Source organism: Streptomyces sp. LX-29, assembly GCF_029541745.1.
In the GTDB taxonomy this organism is placed as follows: domain Bacteria; phylum Actinomycetota; class Actinomycetes; order Streptomycetales; family Streptomycetaceae; genus Streptomyces.
In genome coordinates this window covers 7,781,215-7,802,393 of sequence record NZ_CP089746.1, presented here as the reverse complement: position 1 = coordinate 7,802,393, position 21,179 = coordinate 7,781,215, and the positions used below count along the sequence as shown (strand labels likewise).

Sequence of the window (21,179 nt, the reverse complement as noted above, 5' to 3'; positions counted from 1 at the left end):
CCGCGATAAACGGTGAAGCCTTCCAGCGCTCTTCACAAAGCCTTCTGTCGTGTTCTCGAAAGGCGGAAATCATGGAATCGTCCCGGCGTGCGAGAGGGCTCGGCGACCGCCTGGTGCTGGTCACCGGCGCGGGCAGCGGGATAGGACGGGCGACGGTCGGCGCGTTCGCCGCGGCCGGGGCGAGGGTGATCTGCGCGGACCGTAACGCGGTCACCGCCTCGACCAGCGCGGACCTGGCGAAGGCGCTGGGTGCGCCCGATGCCTGGGCGGAGCTGGTCGACGTCTCCGACGGCGCCGCCATGGAGCGGTTCGCCGAGCACGTCGCCGACGTCTACGGGGTGGTCGACATCCTGGTGAACAACGCGGGGGTGGGCATGTCCGGCCGCTTCCTCGACACGTCCGTCGAGGACTGGCGGCGCACGCTGAACACCAATCTGTGGGGCGTCATCCACGGCTGCCGGCTCTTCGGCCGCCAGATGGCGGACCGGGGGCGGGGCGGGCACATCGTGACGGTCGCCTCGGCGGCGGCCTTCCAGCCGACCCGCACGGTCCCGGCGTACGCCACCAGCAAGGCCGCCGTGGTGATGCTCAGTGAATGCCTCCGGGCGGAGCTCGTCGAGTTCTCAGTCGGCGTCAGCGTGGTGTGTCCGGGGTTCGTGAGCACGTCCTTCACGGCGGCGATGCACTTCGCGGGGGCCTCCGAGGCGGAGCAGGAGCGGCTGCGGAAGCGGGCCGTGCGGACGTTCGCGCGACGTACCTATCCGCCGGAGAAGGTCGCCACGGCGGTACTGCGCGCGGTGGATCGGAACCCCCCGGTCGTGGTCCTGACGCCGGAGGGCCATTTCGTCCGCCTGGTGAGCCGGTTCGCGCCGTGGCTGCGTGGCGTCGTGGCCCGGCTGGACCCGCCGTCCTGACGGGGGCGAGCGGGCCGGCTACGCCGTCGCCGGAGGGGCGACGGCCTCCCTCCCCCGGCCGTCACTGATCGCACGCACGGCCCGCCTCCGCCGGCGCCGCCGGGTCGTGACCGGCCTCGCCGTCGCCGCTCCTGCCGCTGCCGGGACACCCGTGACGGCCGCCGCTACATGCCCGGCGGGGTGGGGGCCAGGGCCAGGCCGCCGGAGGCGTCGAGGAGCTGTCCGGTGACCCAGCGCGCCTCGTCCGAGACGAGGAAGGAGACGGCGGCGGCGATGTCGGCGGGCCGGCCGAGCCGGCGCAGAGCGGTCATGCCGGCCACCCCCTCCACCGCCCCGGGCATGTCGTGTAGCCAGGAGTTGACCTGGGTGTCGTCGGTGATGCCGGGGGCGACGGTGTTCACGGTGATGCCCCGGGAGCCGAGTTCGTTGGCGAGTCGGGGCGCCATCATCTCCAGCGCTCCCTTGCTCATCGCGTAGGGAAGCAGGGGCCAGGCGATCCGGGTGACGGCGGAGGAGATGTTGACGATGCGTCCTCCCTCACCCATGAGCCGCAGGGCCCGCTGGGTGACGAAGAAGGCGGCCCGCACGTTCACGGTGAAGATCCGGTCGAACTCCTCGGGGGTGACCTCGGAGATACCGGCCACGTAGTCGTCCCGCGCCATGGCGGCCGGGTCGTCCGGATCGGCGTACACCCCGACGTTGTTCACCAGGATGTCGAGGGTCCGGCCGGCGAGTCCGGCTTCGAGTTCGGCGAAGAGCGTGTCGAGGGCGCCGTCGGTCGCCAGGTCCGCCCGCACGGGGAACGCGCTTCCGCCGGCGTTCTCGATCGCCGCCACGGTTTCCTCGGCGTCCTCCTTACGCTGCCCGTAGTGCACGGCCACCCGCACGCCGTCCGCGGCCAGCCGCCGGGCGATGGCCCTGCCGATTCCCCGTGACGCCCCGGTCACCAGTGCGGTCTTTCCCTCTGTATGCGTCATGGCGCCGACCCTCGCAGAGCGAAGAGTGCCGAGGAACCCCCTGAAAACCCGGAAACAGGGGCTTCAAGGATTCCACCGGAAGCCGAGCGGCCCGGGGTACCCTGCGCGCGCTCATGGAATCCATCAAGAAATGAGTTGTGGATGACAAGTGTCAGTCAGGAAGCGGCAGAAAAGGACCGGGATATCTCCGTGCGGCGGGCGCTGAGCGCCGCCAGGCGGGCGGAGGCCGTCGCCTCCGCCACGCGGGCGGCCGCCGAGGAGTTAGCCAAGGCGGCGGCCGGCGCGGCGGTGATCAGCGCGATGGGCGCACCCGAGAATAGCCCTGACAGTGCGGACAGCACGGACAGCGCCGTGGGGCGGGCGGCGGTGGCGCTGACGGCGGCCGCCGAGGACGCGAAGGACGCGGCCGCGACCGCCAGGGACGCGGCCGCCGACGCCGGCCGGGCGGAGTCGGCCGGCGCCGCGGCGGCGGCCGCAGCCCGCGCGGCCGAGGCGGCGGCGGTGGCGGCCGCCGCCGGTGCCCAGGCCGGACCGGCGGCGACCGCCGCCGCGGTCGCCCATGCCGAAGCCGCGGCGAAGGCCGCCGAGATCGCGGAGGCCGTCGTCCAGCACAGCCGCCAGGCCGTGGTGGAGGCCGAGGCCGTCGCGGAGGCGGCGATGCGGGCCGCCGTGGCGGCCCGCGCCGCGACCGAAGGCGACGCGGCGGCCGCGGCCGAGGCTGAGGCGGCCGAGGCCGAGGCCATGCGGACCAACGCGGACACCCCATGGCTGGCCCGGCACCTGCCGGCCGAGTGAACGTTCGACCGAGTCTCGCCACGGGGTGAGCCGGACGCGAGTGAAGGTGCTCGACGCCCCCGTCGAGCACCTTCACTCATGTCCGGACCCGCTCACCACCGGGCCCGGATCAGGGGCGGCTGATCTCCTTGTCGATCAGCTCGAACATCTCGTCGTCGGTAGCCGACCGGAGGTCGGGCCCGGAGTCGGCGGGGTCGTCACCCCCTACGGCGCCGCCCACCTTGCGGACGAGGGAACGCAGCCGTACGGCCAGGCCGTCGCGCGTGTCGTCGTCGAGCGCCGCGGCGGACAGGGCCGACTCCAGCCGCTCCAGCTCGGCGAGCACCGGGGCCGCCGCGCCCGCGGGGGCCGTCGTGTCGCGGCAGAGCCGCGCGTGCAGCAGGTCCGTCAGCGCGGCGGGGCTGGGATGGTCGAAGACGACAGTCGCGGGGAGACGCAGGCCCGAGGCGGCATGCAGCCGATTGCGGAGTTCCACGGCGGCGAGGGAGTCGAAGCCCAGGTCGCGGAAGGCGGAGTCCGGGCGGACGGCGGCTGCGCCCTCATGGCCGAGCACGGCCGCCACGTGGCCGCGGACGACGGCGAGCAGTGTGCCCCGCTGTTCCCCGGCGTCCTGGCCGGACAGGCGCGCGCGAAGGTCCGCGGCGGCGTCGGCCACGGCGGCACGACGACGAGCGACGGGGGCGGGAGCGAGCTTGTGGAACAGCGGTGGGAGGGCCTGGGTGGCGGCGCGGAGGCTCCGCAGGTCCAGGCGGGCGGGGACCGCGAACGGCCGGTCGCCCGCCAGCGCCGCGTCGAACAGCGCGAGGGCGTCCTCGGTGCCGAGCGGGGCGAGGCCGGACCGGGTGATACGGGCCCGGTCGGCGCCGTCCAGGTGTCCGGTCATCCCGCTCCGCCGCTCCCACAGGCCCCACGCGAGCGAGAGCGCGGGCAGGCCCCGCGCCCGCCGATGGTGGGCCAGCGCGTCGAGGAAGGCGTTGGCGGCGGCGTAGTTGCCCTGGCCGGGCGCCCCGAGGACGCCGGCCGCCGACGAGAACATCACGAAGGCCCGCAGGCGGGCGTCGCGGGTCAGCTCGTGCAGATGCACCGCGGCGTCCGCCTTGGGGATGAGCACCGTGTCGAGATGGCGCTCGGTGAGGGAGGTGACGGTGGCGTCGTCGAGGACGCCCGCGGCGTGCACGACTCCGGTCAGCGGGTGCCGCGCGGAGACCTCCGCAAGCAGCGCGGCCGCCGCGGAGCGGTCCCCGGTGTCACAGGCGCGGAGCGTCACCTCGGCGCCGAGCTGGACCAGTTCGGCCTGGAGGTCGGTCGCGCCCGGCGCCTGAGGCCCGCGCCGACCGACCAACAGCAGGTGCCGCACGCGGTGGGCGGTGACCAGATGACGGGCGAGCAGCGCACCGAGCGCTCCGGTGCCACCGGTGATCAGCACGGTGCCGTCGGGGTCGAAGACCGACTTCGGTCCGTCGGGGACGACGGCGTCGCCGTCTGCCCCGACCGCGGGATCGGTGCCGGGGGCAGGCTCGATGCCGGGGGCAGGCTCGGTGCCGCGAGTGGGCTCCGTGCCGAGGGCAGGCTCGATGGCGGGGGCAGGCTCGATACCGCGAGTGGGCTCGATGGCGGGGGCAGGCCCGATGCCGGGGCTGGGCTCGGTGCCGCGGGCGGGCTCGGTGCTCAGGACCCTCTCCGGGGCGGTGGCCCCGGCGGTGTCGGCGCCGTCGGCCACGATGATGGAAGGTGCCGTGTCGATGACCGGTGCCCGGTCGACGACGGGCATCCGAACGAGGCGAGGCAGCAGCGGCTTTCCGGAGCGCACGGCGATCTGCGGCTCTCCGCACGCCAGCGCCGCGGGGATCGCGGCCGCGGATGCCGCCTCGCCGTCGAGGTCGAGCAGGACGACGCGGTCGGGGTGTTCCGACTGCGCGGAACGCACCAGGCCCCAGACCGCGGCCCCCGCCAGGTCGGCCACGTCCTCGCCCTCCCTGGTGGCCACGGCATCACGGGTCAGTACGAGGAGTCGGGCCGTGGCCGCGGCGGGGTGGGCGTCCCGCAGCCACTCCCGCAACACCTCCAGCGCGCGGTGCGTGTGCTCCCGTACGGCCTCCGGCAGCCCGGTGGCGGGGGCCTCACGCGAGCCGCATCCGACCACCACCGCCTCGGGGGTCGGCGCCCCCGCCTCCACTGCCGCGAAGAGGTCCGCCAGGGTCTCGTAGCGCTCGACCAGTGCCTGGCCGGGCGCCGTTGCCGTGAGCGGGTCGCACGCTCCCACCACGGCCAGGCGCGGGGCCGCCGTGGCCTCCACCGGCCTCGGGAGAGGCAGCCACTCGACATCGAAGAGCGACTCACGCCGGGCCGTGCCAGAGGCCGCCACCAGTTCGTCGGCCGAGACCGGGCGGACGGCCAGCGACGCGATGGAGGCGACCGGTCGACCGGTGCCGTCGGCGACCGTGATCGTCAGTGCGTGCCGTTCCGGCGCCGCGCCGGCCGAGGTCGGCGTGAGGCGCACCCGCAGCGTCGATGCACCGGTGGAGTGCAGGCGCACTCCACCGAAGGAGAAGGGCAGGGCACCCTGGGGCAGGCCGTCCGTCCGTTGGAAGGCCGCGGCGTGCAGGGCCGCGTCCAGGAGGGCGGGGTGAACGCCGAACCGCCCGGCCTCGCTCTCCGCGTCTTCGGGGAGCCGCACCTCGGCGAAGACGTCCTCGCCACGGCGCCAGGCCGCGCGCAGCCCCTGAAAGACCGGACCGTAGCGGAACCCGCGCGCCGCGTACTCCTCGTACAGGCGGTCCAACTCCTCCGCGCCGACCGCGATCGCGCCCCTCGGCGGCCACACCGCCGCATCCTCGCCGAGCGGCTCAGCGGCCCAGGTGTCGGGGGCGCTCGCGTCCGCCGGCTCGACGCGGAGCCGACCGGTGGCGTGCCGCAGCCATACGGGCCCGTCCCCCGCACCCTCGCGCCGGGAGGACACGGTCAGGGTCCGGGCTCCTTCGTCATCCGGAGCGGCCACCCACACCTGTACCCGAACCGCGCCCTCTTCCGGCAGGAAGAGCGGCGTGTGGAGGGTGAGTTCCTCGAGAAGAGGGCAGCCCACCTGCTCGGCCGCATGGAGGGCGAGGTCGAGGAAGGCGGTGCCCGGAAGGAGGGCGGCGCCGCCGACGGCGTGGTCGGCGAGCCACGGGTGGGAGGCCAGCGAGAGCCTGCCGGTGAGGAGGCACCCCTCCCCCTCGGCCAACTCCGCCACTGCTGCGAGGAGTGGGTGGGTGGTTTCGTCGAGTCCGGCGGTGGTGGGGTTGGTGGTGTGGGGGTGGGGGTGGAGCCAGTAGCGCTGGTGTTGGAAGGGGTAGGTGGGGAGGTCGGTGGGGTGGGGGGTGGGGGTGTGGTGTTGGTAGTGGTAGTGCCAGTTGATGGTGTGGTGGTGGGTGTGGGCTTGGGCGAGGGCGGTGAGGAGTTGGTGGGTGTCGTTGTGGTTTCTGCGGAGGGTGCTGATGACGGTGGTGGGTGGACCGGTCTGGTCGGTGTGGTCAGTCTGATCGGTCTGGTGAGTGTGTTCGGTCTGGTGGGTGTGTTCGGTGTGGTGGGTGGTGTCGTGGAGGGCGGGGGTGAGGGTGGGGTGGGGGCTGATTTCGATGAAGGTGGTGTGGCCTTGTTGGTGGAGGGTGTGGATGGTTTCGGTGAAGCGGACGGGTTGGCGGAGGTTGCGGTACCAGTAGTGGGCGTCGAGTGTGGTGCCGTCGTGGGTTTGGTTGTCGACGGTGGAGTGGAAGGGGGTGTGGGTGGGTTGTGGGGTGATGTTTTGTAGTTGGGTGAGGAGTTGGTTTTGGAGGGGGTTGATGTGGGGGCAGTGGGAGGCGTAGTCGACGGGGATGCGTTTGGCGCGTACTCCTTGGGTGTGGAAGTGGTGGAGGGCTTGGTCGAGTGCGTGGGTGTCGCCGGTGATGACGGTGGTGGTGGGGCTGTTGTGGGCGGCGGTCCATAGTTGTCCGGGCCAGTGTTGGTTGAGGGTGGGGGTGATGTGGTGGGGGGGTAGGGGGATGGAGGCCATGCCGCCTGTGCCGCTGAGGGTGTTGAGGGTTTGGGAGCGGTGGGTGATGAGGGTGGCGGCGTCGTCGAGGGTGAGGGCTCCTGCGATGTGGGCGGCGGCGATTTCGCCTTGGGAGTGGCCGGTGACGGTGTCGGGGGTGAGGCCGTAGGCGCGGTAGGTGTGGGCGAGGGAGACCATGAGGGAGAAGAGGACGGGTTGGATGATGTCGGCGCGGTTCCAGGCGGGGTCGTGGGTGGGGCGGTGGAGGATGTCGGTGAGGTTCCAGTCGACGTGGGGGGCGAGGGCTTGTTCGCATGCGGTGATGGCGTGGGCGAAGACGGGTGAGGTGTGGAGGAGGTTGAGGCCCATGCCGGGCCATTGACCGCCTTGGCCGGGGAAGACGAACACGATCCGGCCTGGGGCCGTGGTCGTGGTCGTGGTCGTGGTGGGGGGTGTGTGGTGGAGGGTGGGGTGGGATCGGCCGGTGGCCAGGGCGTCCAGGCCCTGGAGCAGTTCCTCGCGGTCCGAGCCGATGACCACAGCACGATGCTCGAAGGCGGATCGCCCTACCGCCAGGGAGTAGCCCACGTCCGCCGGGACCAGGTCGGTCGCTGTGGTGGCGAAGGTGTGCAGCCTGCGCGCCTGGGCGCGTAGCGCTTCCTGCGACCTGGCCGAGACCACCCAGGGCAGGGGGCGCGGAGCCGTGGCCGGCCCCTGCGGCTCGGGAGCCTCCACGAGCGGTGTCTGTTCGCCTGGTGCCTGACCGAGGGTCTCGGGTGCTGCCTCTTCGAGGATGACGTGGGCGTTGGTGCCGCTGACGCCGAACGAGGAGACGCCCGCCCGTCGAGGGTGACCGTCGCCGGGCCAGGGCACGGCGTCGGTCAGCAGCCGGACCGCGCCCGCCGACCAGTCCACGTGGGGCGACGGCTCGTCGACGTGGAGGGTGGGCGGGAGCAGCCCGTGGCGCATGGCCATCACCATCTTGATGACCCCGCCCACGCCCGCGGCGGCCTGCGTGTGTCCGAGGTTCGACTTGACGGACCCGAGCCACAGCGGCCGTTCTCCGGGCCTCTGCCGGCCGTATGTGGCGAGCAGCGCCTGTGCCTCGATGGGGTCGCCGAGCGTCGTCCCGGTGCCGTGCCCCTCCACCGCGTCCACCTCCGCCGGGGAGACGGCCGCGTTCGCCAGTGCCTGCCGGATGACCCGCTCCTGAGAGGGTCCGTTTGGGGCGGTGAGTCCGTTGCTGGCGCCGTCCTGGTTGACGGCGCTGCCGCGCACCACGGCGAGGACGCGATGCCCCAGCCGACGGGCGTCGGAGAGCCGCTCCACCAGCAGCATCCCCGCGCCCTCCGCCCACCCCGTGCCGTCCGCCCCGGCCGAGAACGACTTGCAGCGGCCGTCGGGGGCGAGCCCGCGTTGCCGGGAGAACTCGATGAAGGTGGTGGGGGTGGACATGACGGTGACGCCGCCGGCCAGGGCCATGGTGCACTCACCGGACCGCAGGGCCTGGCAGGCCAGGTGCAGCGCGACCAGCGACGAGGAGCAGGCCGTGTCCACGGTGACGGCCGGGCCTTCCAGCCCGAAGGTGTAGGCGACGCGTCCGGAGGCGACGCTGCCCGCGTTCCCGTTGCCGATGTACCCCTCGAAGCCCTCCGGGATGACGCGCAGGCGGGTGCCGTAGTCGTGGTACATCACCCCCGCGAACACCCCGGTCAGGCTGCCGCGCATCGAGGCGGGGGCGATGCCCGCCCGTTCCAGCGCCTCCCATGAGATCTCCAGCAGCAGCCGCTGCTGCGGGTCCATGGCGAGCGCCTCGCGGGGGCTGATCCCGAAGAACGCAGGATCGAAGTCCCCGGCGTCGTAGAGGAATCCGCCTTGGCGCGTGTAACTGGTTCCGGGCCGGTCCGGGTCGGGGTCGTAGAGCCGCTCCACGTCCCAGCCACGGTCCGCGGGGAATTCCCCCACGGCGTCCCCACGAGAGGCGACGAGGTCCCACAGGCCCTCGGCCGATCGCACCCCGCCCGGGTAGCGGCAGGCCATGCCGATGATCGCCACTGGTTCGTCGGTCGCTCGGCCGACGGCCGGGGCGGGGAGCGCGCCGTCGGCGTCCGCCGCGGCGGCGTCGTCGCCGACCAGCTCCTCCCGCAGCCGGCGGGCGAGCGCGAGGGGATGGGGACGGTCGAAGACCAGGCTGGCCGGGAGGCGCAGGCCGGTGGCCGTCTGGAGCCGGTTGCGCAGCTCTACCGAGGTGAGGGAGTCGAAGCCGAGGTCGCGGAAGGCGGACTCCGCCGGGATCGCGTCGGCCGCCCCGTGCCCCAGCACCGCCGCCGCCTGGGAGCGCACCAGCCGCAACAGCGTCCGCACCTGCTCCTCGGTCCCGAGGCCGGTCAACCGGCGGCGCAGGAGCGCCGGGCCGCCGGCCGTCGCGTCGCGGCCGCCGGGGCCGCCGGTCCGGGGCCGCGCCGGCGCCCCCAGATGCCGGAGGAGCGAGGGTACGGCGGCGCCGGACGACCGGAGTTCCGTGATGCCGAGCGCGGCGGGCACGACCACGGGCCGGTCGCACTCCAGGGCCCTGTCGAACAGTTCCAGTCCCTCGCTCGGGGACAGGGGCCGCAGCCCCGAACGGGCGAAGCGGGAGTGGTCGGTGGCGTCCAGTCGTCCGGTCATGCCGTCTCCGGACTGCTCCCACACCCCCCAGGCCATGGACACCGCGGGAAGCCATGCGGCGCGTCGGCGACAGGCCAGCGCGTCCAGCACGGCGTTGGCCGCCGCGTAGTTGGCCTGACCCGGCGAGCCCATGACTCCGGCCAGCGAGGAGAACAACACGAAGGCGGCGAGCGGGAGCCCACGGGTGAGCTCGTGGAGGTTGAGCGCGACGTCCGCCTTGGCCCGCAGGACTCGGCTCATCCGCTCCGGCGTGAGGGACGGGAGCACCCCGTCGTCCAGCACTCCGGCCGCGTGGACCACCCCGGTCAGCGGGTGCTCGGCGGGGATGGCCGCCAGAGTCCTACCGAGTCGCTTCCGATCGGACGCGTCACACGCCGCGATGGTCACGGTCGCCCCGAGCGCCACCAGTTCGGCCTCCAGCCGACGGGCACCCCACGCATCGCGGCCGCGGCGGCTGACGAGCAGGAGGTTGCGCACGCCGTGGGCCACCACCAGGTGCCGGGCGAGCATCGCGCCGAGACTGCCGGTGCCTCCGGTGATGAGCACCGTTCCCTCGGCGGCCCAGGGTCGCTTCACCGCGACCTCGGCGCCGGCGGCGCCGGCCTGGGCGGGAGCCGCCGGGTCGGGACCGGCCATCCGGAACAGCCGGGGGGCGTGGAGGGTGCCGCCGCGCACCGCGACTTCGGATTCGCCGCAGGTCAGGGCGGCGGACAGCGCCCGGCGGTGGTCCTCCGGAGTGGCTCCGGAGCCCTCCAGGTCGAGCAGCGCGAACCGGTCGGGGTGCTCCGCTCGCGCGGAGCGCACCAGGCCCCATACCGCCGCACCGCCCAGGTCCGTGACGTCCTCCTCCGTCGTGGTGGCGACGGCGTTGCGGGTGAGCACCACCAGGCGCCCGGCGGCGAAGGCGTCGTCCTCCAGCCACTCCCGCACCAGCGCCAGCATGTGGTGGGCGGCGGCATGCACGACGCCGCGCGCCTCGGCAGCCCCTTCTCCCGCCCCGGACCAGGTCAGGACCGTACGGGGAACCGGAGCGCCGCCGGCGACGGCCTCCCGCAGCGCGGCCAGGTCCGGGTACGTGTGCCGTGCCGCGCGGAAGGGGTCGTCGGCCGCGCCCGGGGCCGGGCCGGGCCCGATGACCGCCCAGTCGGCCGACGCCGCCGCTGCCTCCGACGTCTCCCCCGGGTCGGGAACAGGCTCCCACCGCACCTCGAACAGCGTGTCGTGGTGCGGAGAGCGGGCCGCCGCTGCCCGCAGTTCTGCCGTGGACACCGGACGCAGCACCAGTGAGCGCACCGAGGCCACCGGCTCGCCCGTCTCGTCGGCCACCTCGACCGAGACGGCTCCCGGCTCGGAGCCGTCCGGCCCCAGCCGCACCCGCAGGGCCGTGGCGCCCGGCGTGTGCAGGGTCACCGCGCCCCAGGCGAACGGCAGCCCCGCGCCTTGGGCGTGGGCGTGGCTCTGGCTCTGGCTCTGTCCCTGGCTCTGGCTCTGTCCCTGGCTCTCGTTCTGGTTCTGGAGAGACGGCAGCAGCGGAAGGGTGTGGAGCGCGGAGTCGAGCAGCGCGGGGTGCAGCCCGAACCGCGCCCCCGTCGGGCCACCCGGCGCGTCCTCGGGCAGGCGTACCTCAGCGAAGATCTCGTCGCCGCGCCGCCATGCCGCTCGCAGTCCCCGGAACAACGGCCCATAGCCGAAACCCGCCGCTGTCAAACGGTCGTACAGCTCCTCCAGATCCACGGCTACGGCATCCGACGGCGGCCACGCCTCGCCCCACAGCCCGTCGGCCATGTCGCGCGATTCATCGCCGCCCGGTTCCGCCGTGAGGAAGCCGGTGGCGTGGCGCGTCCAGGCGGCTCCCGCCGGGTCGGCCGCGCCGCCCTCTTCACGGCGCGAGTAGACGTGCACCGCGCGACGTCCGGCCTCGTCCGGTGCGGCCACGGCCACCTGAAGTACGGCCCCGCCGCCCTCCGGCAGGACGAGCGGAGCGTGGAGGGTCAGCTCCTCGACGTGCCCGCACTCCACACGATCGCCGGCTTGAAGGACGAGTTCGAGGAAGGCCGTTCCCGGGAGCAGCACGGTGTCGGCGATGGCGTGATCGGCGAGCCACGGGTGCGTGCGGAGCGAGAGCCGCCCGGTGAACAGACACCCATCGCCATCCGCGAGCCCGACCGTGGCGCCGAGCAGCGGGTGCCCCGCCGACTCCAACCCGGCCGCGGCCACATCACCCGCAGAAGACGCCGAGTTGAGCCAGTAGCGCTGGTGTTGGAACGGGTAGGTGGGGAGGTCGGGGAGTTCGGTTGTGGTGGGTGGTGGGTGGTGCCAGGTGGTGGGGTGTCCGTGGGTGTGGAGGTGGGCGAGGGCGGTGTGGGTGGTGTGGGTTTCGGGGTGGTCGGGGTGGAGGAGGGCGTGGGCTTGGGGTGCGGTGTCGGGGAGGTTGTGGTGGGTCAGGGCGGTGAGGGTGGAGTCGGGGCCGAGTTCGAGGAATCCGGTGGCGCCGTGGGCGTGGAGTTCGCGGGTGATGCCGTGGTAGTGGACGGGGTTGCGGGCTTGGTGGACCCAGTAGTCGGGGGTGGTGGGGTCCGCGTCGCCCGGGTTGCCGGTGATGAGGGAGGTGTGGGGTGGGTGGTAGGTGAGGGCTTGGGTGGTGTCGTTGAGCTCGTCGAGGAGGGGTTCCATGTGGGGTGAGTGGAAGGCTCCACTGACCTGGAGTGAGGTGACCTTCCGACCCTGGCCCCCGAACTGCTCGGCGATCCCCTCCACCGCGTCCCGGTCGCCGCTGATGACCAGCGAGGTGGGCGTGTTCACCGCCGCGAGCGATACCTGGTCCTCCCGCCCCGCCAGATACGGGGTCACCTCCTCCGCACTCGCCTCGATGGCGGTCATGGCACCCGTGGCGGGGAGGGACTGCATGAGCCGGCCGCGGGTGGCGACCAAACGCGCGGCGTCGGGCAGGCTCAGGATCCCCGCCAGGTGGGCCGCGGTGATCTCCCCGAGCGAGTGCCCGGCGTAGAAGTGCGGGGTGAGCCCGTACCCCTCGGTGACCAGGCGGTGCAAGGCGACCTGAAGGGCGAAGAGGGCGGGTTGGGTGTAGCCCGTCTGATGCAGCAGACCGGCCGCTTCCTCGCCTTCACCGAACAGCACGGCCCGCAGCGGCCGCTCCAGATAAGGGTCCAGATGCCCGCACACCTCGTCCAAGGCCCGTGCGAACAGCGGGGACGCCTCGTACAGCTCGGCACCCATCCCGGGCCGTTGCGTGCCCTGCCCCGAACACAGGAACGCCAGCTTTCCCACGCCCGTGGCCACACCCCGCACGAGACCCGCGTACTCCTCACCCGAGGCCAACGCCTCCAGACCGCGTAGGAACCCCTCCCGGTCCGGGCCCAGTAACACCGCCCGGTGCTCGAAGCGCGCCCGTCCCGTCTCCAGTACGTGTCCGACACCGGCCAGGTCCAACTCCGGCCGTGCCAGCACATGCTCGCGCAACCGCCGCGCCTGTGCCCGCAGCGCCTCCCCGGACCTGGCCGACACCACCCAGGGCGACAACGATCCCGAGGCCCCGTCCGGTGCAGGCTCCTCCACCGTGGGCGCCTGCTCCAGGATGACGTGCGCGTTGGTGCCACTGACCCCGAAGGAGGACACCCCCGCCCGCCGGGGCCGCCCCGTCTCCGGCCACGGCACCGGCTCCCTCAACAACCGCACCGCGCCCGACGACCAGTCCACGTGCGGCGACGGCTCCTCCACATGCAGTGTCCGCGGCAGCACCCCATGCCGCATGGCCATCACCATCTTGATGACCCCACCCACCCCCGCGGCCGCCTGCGCATGTCCGACGTTCGACTTCACCGACCCGAGCCACACCGGCCGGCCCGCAGGCCGCTCCTGCCCGTACGTGGCCAGCAGCGCCTGTGCCTCGATGGGATCGCCCAGCCGCGTCCCCGTCCCGTGCCCCTCCACCACGTCGACATCGCCGGCCCCCACTCGCGCGGCCGCCAACGCCGCGCGGATCACCCGCTGCTGCGACGGACCGTTCGGCGCCGTCAGGCCATTGCTCGCGCCGTCCTGATTGACCGCGCTCCCCCGCACCACCGCCCACACCCGATGTCCCAACCGTCTTGCGTCCGACAGTCGTTCCACCAACAACAAGCCCACGCCCTCGGACCACCCCGTCCCGTCCGCTCCCGCCCCGTACGCCTTGCACCGACCGTCCGCCGCCAGTCCCCGCTGGCGCGAGAACTCCACGAAGGCGCCGGGGGTGGGCATCACCGTCACCCCGCCGGCCAGGGCCATGGAGCACTCCCCGGCCCGGAGCGCCTGGGCGGCGAGGTGGAGGGCGACCAGGGACGAGGAGCATGCCGTGTCCACCGAGACGGCGGGGCCTTCCAGGCCGAAGGCGTAGGCGATGCGGCCGGAGGCGATGCTGCCGGAGGTGCCGGTGAGGACGTAGCCCTCGACCTCGGCGGCGGTGTCGTGCAGACGCGGGCCGTAGTCGGCCGGCATCACCCCGGCGAAGACTCCGGTCTGGCTGCCGCGTACGGATGTGGGGTCCATGCCCGCGGATTCGAAAGTCTCCCAGCAGGTTTCCAGGAGCAGCCGCTGCTGGGGGTCCATGGCCAGCGCCTCGCGCGGGCTGATGCCGAAGAACGCTGCGTCGAAGTCGCCCGCGTCGTGGAGGAAGCCGCCGTGGCGGGTGGCGGAGGCGCCGGGGCGGTCCGGGTCGGAGGGGAAGAGTCGGTCGAGGTCCCAGCCGCGGTCGTCGGGGAAGCCGCTCACGGCGTCGGTGCCGGAGGCGACGAGCCCCCACAGCTGTTGCGGGCCGTGCACACCTCCCGGGTAGCGGCAGGCCATGCCGACGATCGCGATGGGTTCGTCGCCGCCGGTGGTCGTCGTGGCGCTCGCCGTGGGGGTCGAGGCGGTGGCGGTCGCCGTCGCCCGGCCGCCGAGGAGTTCGTCGTGGAGGTGGCGGGCGAGCACCGTGGGGGTGGGGTGGTCGAAGACGAGGGTGGCGGGGAGGCGGAGGCTGGTCGCCTCGTTGAGCCGGTTGCGGAGCTCGACGGCGGTGAGGGAGTCGAAGCCCAGGTCGCGGAAGGTGGTGTCGGGGGTGAGGGCGTCGGGGGTCGGGTGGCCGAGGACCGTGGCGGCGTGGCCGCGTACGAGGGTGACCAGGGTCTCCCGTTGCGCGGCGGCGTCCTGGCCGGCCAGCCGGGCGCGCAGGGAGGCGTGGCCGCCGGTGCTCGTCGGCCGGGCGCGGCGCGGGGCGCCGCGGACCAGGTTCCGGAAGAGCGGCGGCGCGGTGGCGGTACGCAGGGCCCTGGTGTCGAGGCGGGCCGGGAGGAGCAGCGGCGGGCCGTCGGCGAGGGCGGCGTCGAACAGCGCCAGGGCCTCGGTGGTGGACAGCGGCAGGAGACCGGAGCGGGCCATGCGGGTGTGGTCGGCCTGGTCGAGGTGGCCGGTCATACCGCTGGCTTCGGCCCACAGCCCCCAGGCGAGGGACTGTGCCGGGAACCCGGTGGCGCGCCGGTGCTGGGCGAGGGCGTCGAGGCAGGCGTTGGCGGCGGCGTAGTTGGCCTGTCCCACGGCGCCGAGGACGCCGGCGGCCGAGGAGAGAAGTACGAAGGCGGCGAGGTCCAGGGGGCGGGTCAGCTCGTGCAGGTGCCAGGCGGCGTCGGCCTTCGGCGCCAGGACGGTGTCGAGGTGCCGTGCGGTGAGGGAGCCGAGCGTGGCGTCGTCGAGCGCGCCCGCGGCGTGGATGACGGCGGTCAGCGGATGCTCGGCCGGGAGGCCCGCGAGCAGCTCGGCGAGGGCGGCCCGGTCACCGACGTCGCAGGCCACGACGGTCGCCTCGGTGCCCAGTTCGGCGAGTTCGGCGGTGAGCCGGGCGGCGCCGGGCGCGTCGGGCCCGCGGCGGCCGGCCAACAGCACGTGCCGGGCCCGGCCGGTGGCGGCCAGGTGCCGGGCGAGGGCTCCGCCCAGCACGCCCGTACCACCGGTGATCAGCACGGTGCCGTCGGCGTCCCACGCGGCGGGCAGGGTGAGGACGTTCTTGCCGATGCTGCGGCCCTGCTGGAGGTGGCGGAAGGCGTCCGGGGCCTGCCGGACGTCCCAGCAGGTGAGGGGCGGCGGGGTGAGCACTCCGTCGGCGAACATCCGCAGTACGGTGCGCAGGATCCCGCCGACGCGCTCGGGGCCTGCGTCCATCAGGTCGTACGCCTGGTAGGCGACGCCGGGGTGGGCCCGCGCCACCTCTGCGGGCTCGCGGATGTCGGTCTTGCCCAGCTCCAGGAACCGGCCGCCGTCACGGGCCGTCAACCGCAAGGACGCGTCGACGTACTCCTGGGCCAGACAGTTCAGGACGACATCGATCCCACGGCCGTCCGGGCCGCCGGCGAGCCGGGACTCGAAGTCGACGGTGCGGGAGGAGGCGATGCGTTCGCTCGCGATGCCCTGGGCACGGACGGTGTCCCACTTCTCCGGGCTCGCGGTGGCGTAGACCTCGGCACCGAGGTGGCGGGCGATCTGGACGGCGGCCGTGCCCACTCCGCCGGCGGCGGCGTGCACCAGCACCGACTCCCCCGGCCGCAGCCCGGCCAGGTCGACGAGGCCGTAGTAGGCGGTCGCGAAGACCACGGGCACGGCGGCCGCCTCCGCGAAGGACCAGCCGTCGGGGATGTGCGCCAGGACGGCCCGGTCGGCCACCGCCACCGGGCCGAAGGCGTCCGCGAACACACCCATCACCCGATCTCCGGGCGTCAGGTCCGTGACCTCCGGACCGACGTCCAGCACCACGCCCGCGCCCTCGCTGCCCAGCCCCGTCTGGCCGGGCACCATGCCCAGCGCCACCAGGACGTCGCGGAAGTTCAGTCCGGCCGCACGCACCGCGATCCGCACCTGGCCCGGGCCCAGCGGGGCGGGGTCGGCCGGCGTCGGCACCAGCGCCAGGCCCTGGAGGGTGCCCGATGCGGTGGACTCCAGCCGCCAGCCGCCCCCTGACTGGGGTGGGGCCGGCAGGGCGGCTGTCCGAGCACCGGCCCGGGCCAGCCTGGCCGCCAGGATCCGGCCGCCCCGAACGGCCGTCTGCGGTTCGCCGAGGGTCACCGCGCGGGGCAGTGCCGCGACCGACTCGCGGCTCGTGTCCAGGTCCACCAGGAGGAAACGGTCCGGCTCCTCGGCCTGGGCGGAGCGCACCAGTCCGTGCACCGCCGCGCCCGCCGGATCGTGGAGACGGTCGACCCGGGTCGCCGCCACGGCCCCGGAGGTCACGACCACCAGGCGCCCGTCGGCCAGTCGTTCCTCGGCGAGCCAGCCCTGGAGCAGGCCGAGTGCCTCGTGGGTGCGGGTGTGGACAGCCGCCGGCTCCGCGGGCGTCGCGGCGGCTGTGGGGCGGCAGCCTACGAAGACCAGGTCCGGCGGCGGGTCGCCGGCGTCCAGGGCCCGTAGCAACGCGGGCAGGTCGGGGTGGTGCCGTACCGGTCCCCGGGCCGACGCCTCCAGCGCTGCCGTCCATCCGGGGTCGGCGTCGCCGAGGACGGCGCACCGCCCCAGGGCGACCGGTGACGCGGGGTCGGGCGCGGCGGTCCACTCCAGGGCGTAGAGCGCGTCACGCACGGCGCCGTCGGGGGCTCGCAGGTCTTCCAGGGACACCGGCCGCAGCGCGAGCGAGGCGATCGAGACCACCGGCGCGCCGTGCTCGTCGGTCGCCTCGACGGCCACCGCGTCGGCACCCAGCGGTCGCAGCCGCACCCGCAGCGTGGAGGCGGCCGAGGCGTGGAGGCGGACATCACGCCAGGTGAAGGGCAGGCGGCCCCGGTCTCCGTCCCCCTGGCGGTCGTCGAGCCCCAGGGTGTGCAGCGCGGCGTCGAGCAGGGCGGGGTGGAGGCCGAACCGGGCGGCGTCGGCGAGCACGCCGTCGGGCAGCCGGACTTCGGCGAGCGTCTCCGCGCCGTGTCGCCAGGCGGCGTGCAGCCCCTGGAACGCGGGGCCGTAGGCGAAGTCGGCCGCGGCCAGCCGGTCGTAGAGCCCGTCGAGGTCCAGGGGCTCGGCGTCCGGTGGGGGCCAGGGGTGCGCGAGCGGTCCGGGCCCGGCCGCGGGCGTCCCCGCGGCGGCGGCCGTTGGAGCGTCGACAGCGGCGTCGACATGGGCCGGGGAATGGGCATGGGCAGGGGCGTCGACCACGGCCTCCGCTGTCAGCGTGCCGCTGGCGTGCCGCGTCCACGGACCCTCCGATGCCACCCCGTCCAACGCCGCGCCCTCCGATGCCGACTCCCCCATGGGTTCGTCGCGCCGAGCGTGGACGCTCAGCTCGCGGCGGCCGGTCTCGTCCGCGGCGCCCACCGCCACCTGGAGCACCACGCCGCCCTCGGCGGGGAGGATGAGCGGGGCGTGCAGGGTCAGCTCCTCCACCCGGGGCCAGCCCAGGCGTTCGCCGGCGTGCACGGCGAGCTCCAGCAGCGCGGTGCCGGGCAGCAGGACCGCGCCGGCGACGGAGTGGTCGGCGAGCCAGGGGTGGGTGGTCGTGGACAGGCGTCCGGTGAGCAGGTATCCGTCCCGCTCGGCGAGGCCGGTCGCGGCGCCCAGCAGCGGATGTCCGGCCGGGGCGAGCCCGGCGGCGGTCACGTCACCGACCGCGGCGGGCGCGTCCAGCCAGTAGTGGTCGCGCTGGAAGGCGTAGGTGGGCAGGTCGACATGGCGCGGCGCGGGGACCAGCGCCCGGTAGTGGCGGTCCCAGGCGACCGGCAGGCCGTGGACGTGGGCGCGGGCGAGCGAGGTGAGGAGGTGACGCGGGTCGTCCGTGTCGCGGCGCAGCGAGCCGATGACGACGGCGGTGTGGCCGGCGGCCTCGGCGGTGTCCTGGATGGCGGGGGTGAGGGTGGGGTGCGGGCCGACCTCGACGAAGGTGTGGTGCTCCGTCTCGCCGAGGGCGCGGATCGTGTCGGCGAACCGCACGGGCTGCCGCAGGTTCCGGTACCAGTAGGCGGCGTCGAGTGCGGTGGTGTCGTCGATCCACCGGTTGTCGACGGTGGAGTGGAACGGGATGTCGGCGGGCCGCGGGGTGACGTCGCGCAGCAGGCCCGCCAGTTCCCGCTCCACGGATTCGATGTGCGGGCAGTGGGAGGCGTAGTCGACGGGGATGCGCTTCGCTCGGACGTCCCGGGCCCGGTAGTACTCCAGGGCCTCGGCCAGGGCGTCGGCGTCGCCGGAGACGACCGTGGCCGCGGGGGCGTTGCGGGCGGCGATCCACAGCCGGTCCGGCCAGGCGGTCCGCAGCAGCTCCGCGACCTCGTCGGCCGGCAGCGGCACGGAGGCCATGCCGCCGGAGCCGCGCAGGGCCTGAAGCGCCCGGCTGCGGAGCGCCACCACCCTGGCCGCGTCCTCCAGGGTGAGCGCGCCGCAGACGTGGGCGGCCGCGATCTCGCCCTGGGAGTGGCCCACCACGGCGTCCGGTTCGACGCCGTACGACCTCCAGAGGCCGGCCAGGGACACCATCATGGCGAACAGCACCGGCTGGACGACGTCCGCGCGCTCCCACACGGGGTCGGCCCCGTCCCGGCGCAGGACCTCATGCGGTGACCAGTCGACATGGGGGGCCAGCGCCGTCTCGCACGCGGCCATCCGCGCGGCGAACTCGGTCGAGGTCTCCAGGAGTCGCAGGCCCATGCCGGCCCATTGGCCGCCCTGCCCGGGGAAGACGAACACCACCCCCGCGCCACCCCCGGCCGCCGACGTGCCCCCCGTCACCGCGGCGTCGTGCGGCTCGCCTGCGGCCACCGCGTCCAGGCCGCGCAGCAGGGACTCCCGGTCGGCGCCGAGGACGACGGCGCGGTGGGCCAGGTGGGCCCGGCCGATGGCCAGCGCGTGCCCCACGTCGGCGAGGTGCGGGGCGGTGGCGGAATGCGTCGCGGTGTCTGAGTCGGTGGCGGTGGTGGAAGGCGTGGCGGTGTCTGAGTCGGTGGCGGTAGCGGTAGCGGTAGCGGGGTCGAAGTCGGTGGCGAGGCGGCGGCGCAGCGCGGCGGCCTGGGCGCGCAGCGCCTCGGGCGTGGCGCCCGAGACCGGCCAGGGCAACGGTCCGGCGATGGCGTGGCCGTGGGACGCGGTCGCCCGCGCCGCCGGGCGCGGGTCGACGGAGGCGGGCTGCGGCACCGCCCCGAGCGGGTCGGCCGGCGCCGTCCCCGAAACCTCAGGGGACGCGTCAGCGGACCCGGTCCGCGACGCCACCGGGGACGCCTCGGCGGCAGCCGTCCGCGAAACCGCCGGAGACACCTCGACGGACCCGGCCCGCGCCACCACCACCGGGGACGCCTCGGCGGGCGCTGTCCGCGATGCCGTGCGGAGCGGGTCGGCGGGCGCCGTCCGCGACGCCGTGCCCGTGCGGGGCGGGGCGGCGGGGGCCTCTTCGAGGATCACATGGGCGTTGGTGCCGCTCACGCCGAACGAGGAGACGCCGGCGCGGCGTGGGCGGTCGCCGGCCGGCCAGGCCACGGCCTCGGTGAGCAGCCGCACCCGGCCCGAGTCCCAGTCGACGTGCGGTGACGGCTCGTCGGCGTGCAGGGTGCGCGGCAGCGTCGCGTTCCGCAGGGCCATCACCATCTTGATGACGCCGCCGGCGCCGGCGGCCGCCTGGGTGTGGCCGACGTTGGACTTCATGGAGCCCAGCCACAGCGGGGCTTGCCCGGCGCGCTCCTGCCCGTAGGTGGCCAGCAGGGCCTGGGCCTCGATCGGGTCGCCCAGCGTGGTGCCGGTGCCGTGTCCCTCGACGGCGTCCACCTCGGAGGCCGAGAGGCCGGCGTTGGCCAGCGCCTGCCGGATGACCCGCTGTTGGGAGGGTCCGTTGGGGGCGGTGAGTCCGTTGCTGGCGCCGTCCTGGTTGACGGCGCTGCCCCGTACCACGGCCAGGACGGGGTGTCCGAGCCGCCGCGCGTCGGAGAGCCGCTCCAGGAGCAGCATCCCGGCGCCCTCGGCCCAGCCGGTGCCGTCGGCGCCCGCCCCGTACGCCTTGCACCGGCCGTCCGTCGACAGGGCGCGCTGCCGGGAGTACTCGACGAACAGGCTCGGGGTGGACATGACGGTGACTCCACCGGCCAGGGCCAGGGTGCACTCCCCCGCGCGCAGCGCCTGGCAGGCCAGGTGCAGGGCGACCAGCGACGAGGAGCAGGCGGTGTCGACGGTGACGGCCGGCCCTTCGAGGCCGAGGGTGTAGGCGATGCGGCCGGAGGCCACACCGCCGCCGCTGCCGTTGCCGATGTAGCCCTCGAAGCCCTCGGGGAGGGTGTGCAGCCGGGCGCCGTAGTCGTGGTACATGACGCCCGCGAACACCCCGGTGCGGCTGCCGCGGACCGCGGTGGGGGCGATGCCGGCGCGTTCGAACGCCTCCCAGGAGATCTCCAGCAGCAGCCGCTGCTGGGGGTCCATGGCCAGGGCCTCTCGGGGGCTGATGCCGAAGAAGCCGGGGTCGAACGCGCCGGCGTCGTAGAGGAATCCGCCGTGTCGGGTGTAGGAGGTGCCGGGCCGGTCCGGGTCGGGGTCGTAGAGCCGGTCCACGTCCCAGCCGCGGTTCGTCGGGAAGGTGCCGACCGCGTCCCGGCCCGCGGCGACCAGCTCCCACAGGTCCTCCGCCGACGTCACCCCGCCCGGGTAGCGACAGGCCGTGGCGACGAGGGCGACGGGCTCCCGCGCGGCGGCGGTGAGCTGCTGGTTCTGTTCCCGCAGCCGCTCGTTGACCTTGAGGGACGCGCGGAGCGCCTCGATCACCCTGTCGTCGGCAGCGGTCATCGCCATCTCCTACCTGTGCTACCTGTGGACGTCGTCAGAGCGCGTCGGCGGCGC

The 21,179-nt window shown here is 74.5% G+C and carries 3 protein-coding genes and 1 pseudogene; 2 read left to right on the top strand and 2 right to left on the bottom strand.

What is annotated here, in order from left to right:
* Window positions 1-89: 89 nt before the first annotated feature.
* Window positions 90-914: pseudogene (locus LRS74_RS32120) on the top strand (SDR family NAD(P)-dependent oxidoreductase); the annotation flags it as partial.
* Between the two features lie 164 nt (window positions 915-1,078).
* Here LRS74_RS32120 and LRS74_RS32115 read toward each other — a convergent pair.
* Window positions 1,079-1,891, bottom strand: coding sequence for an SDR family oxidoreductase (locus LRS74_RS32115; RefSeq protein WP_277744304.1), 813 nt, complete (start codon window positions 1,889-1,891; stop codon window positions 1,079-1,081).
* A gap of 141 nt (window positions 1,892-2,032) precedes the next feature.
* Here LRS74_RS32115 and LRS74_RS32110 point away from each other — a divergent pair, with 141 nt between their 5' ends.
* Window positions 2,033-2,686 (top strand): hypothetical protein, encoded by a 654-nt coding sequence (locus LRS74_RS32110; RefSeq protein WP_277744303.1) that lies wholly within the window; start codon window positions 2,033-2,035, stop codon window positions 2,684-2,686.
* 109 nt (window positions 2,687-2,795) lie between these two features.
* On the opposite strand, the gene LRS74_RS32105 is transcribed toward LRS74_RS32110, so the two are convergent.
* On the bottom strand, window positions 2,796-21,125 hold the full coding sequence (locus LRS74_RS32105; protein WP_277744302.1) for a type I polyketide synthase: 18,330 nt from the start codon (window positions 21,123-21,125) through the stop codon (window positions 2,796-2,798).
* Window positions 21,126-21,179: the final 54 nt, after the last annotated feature.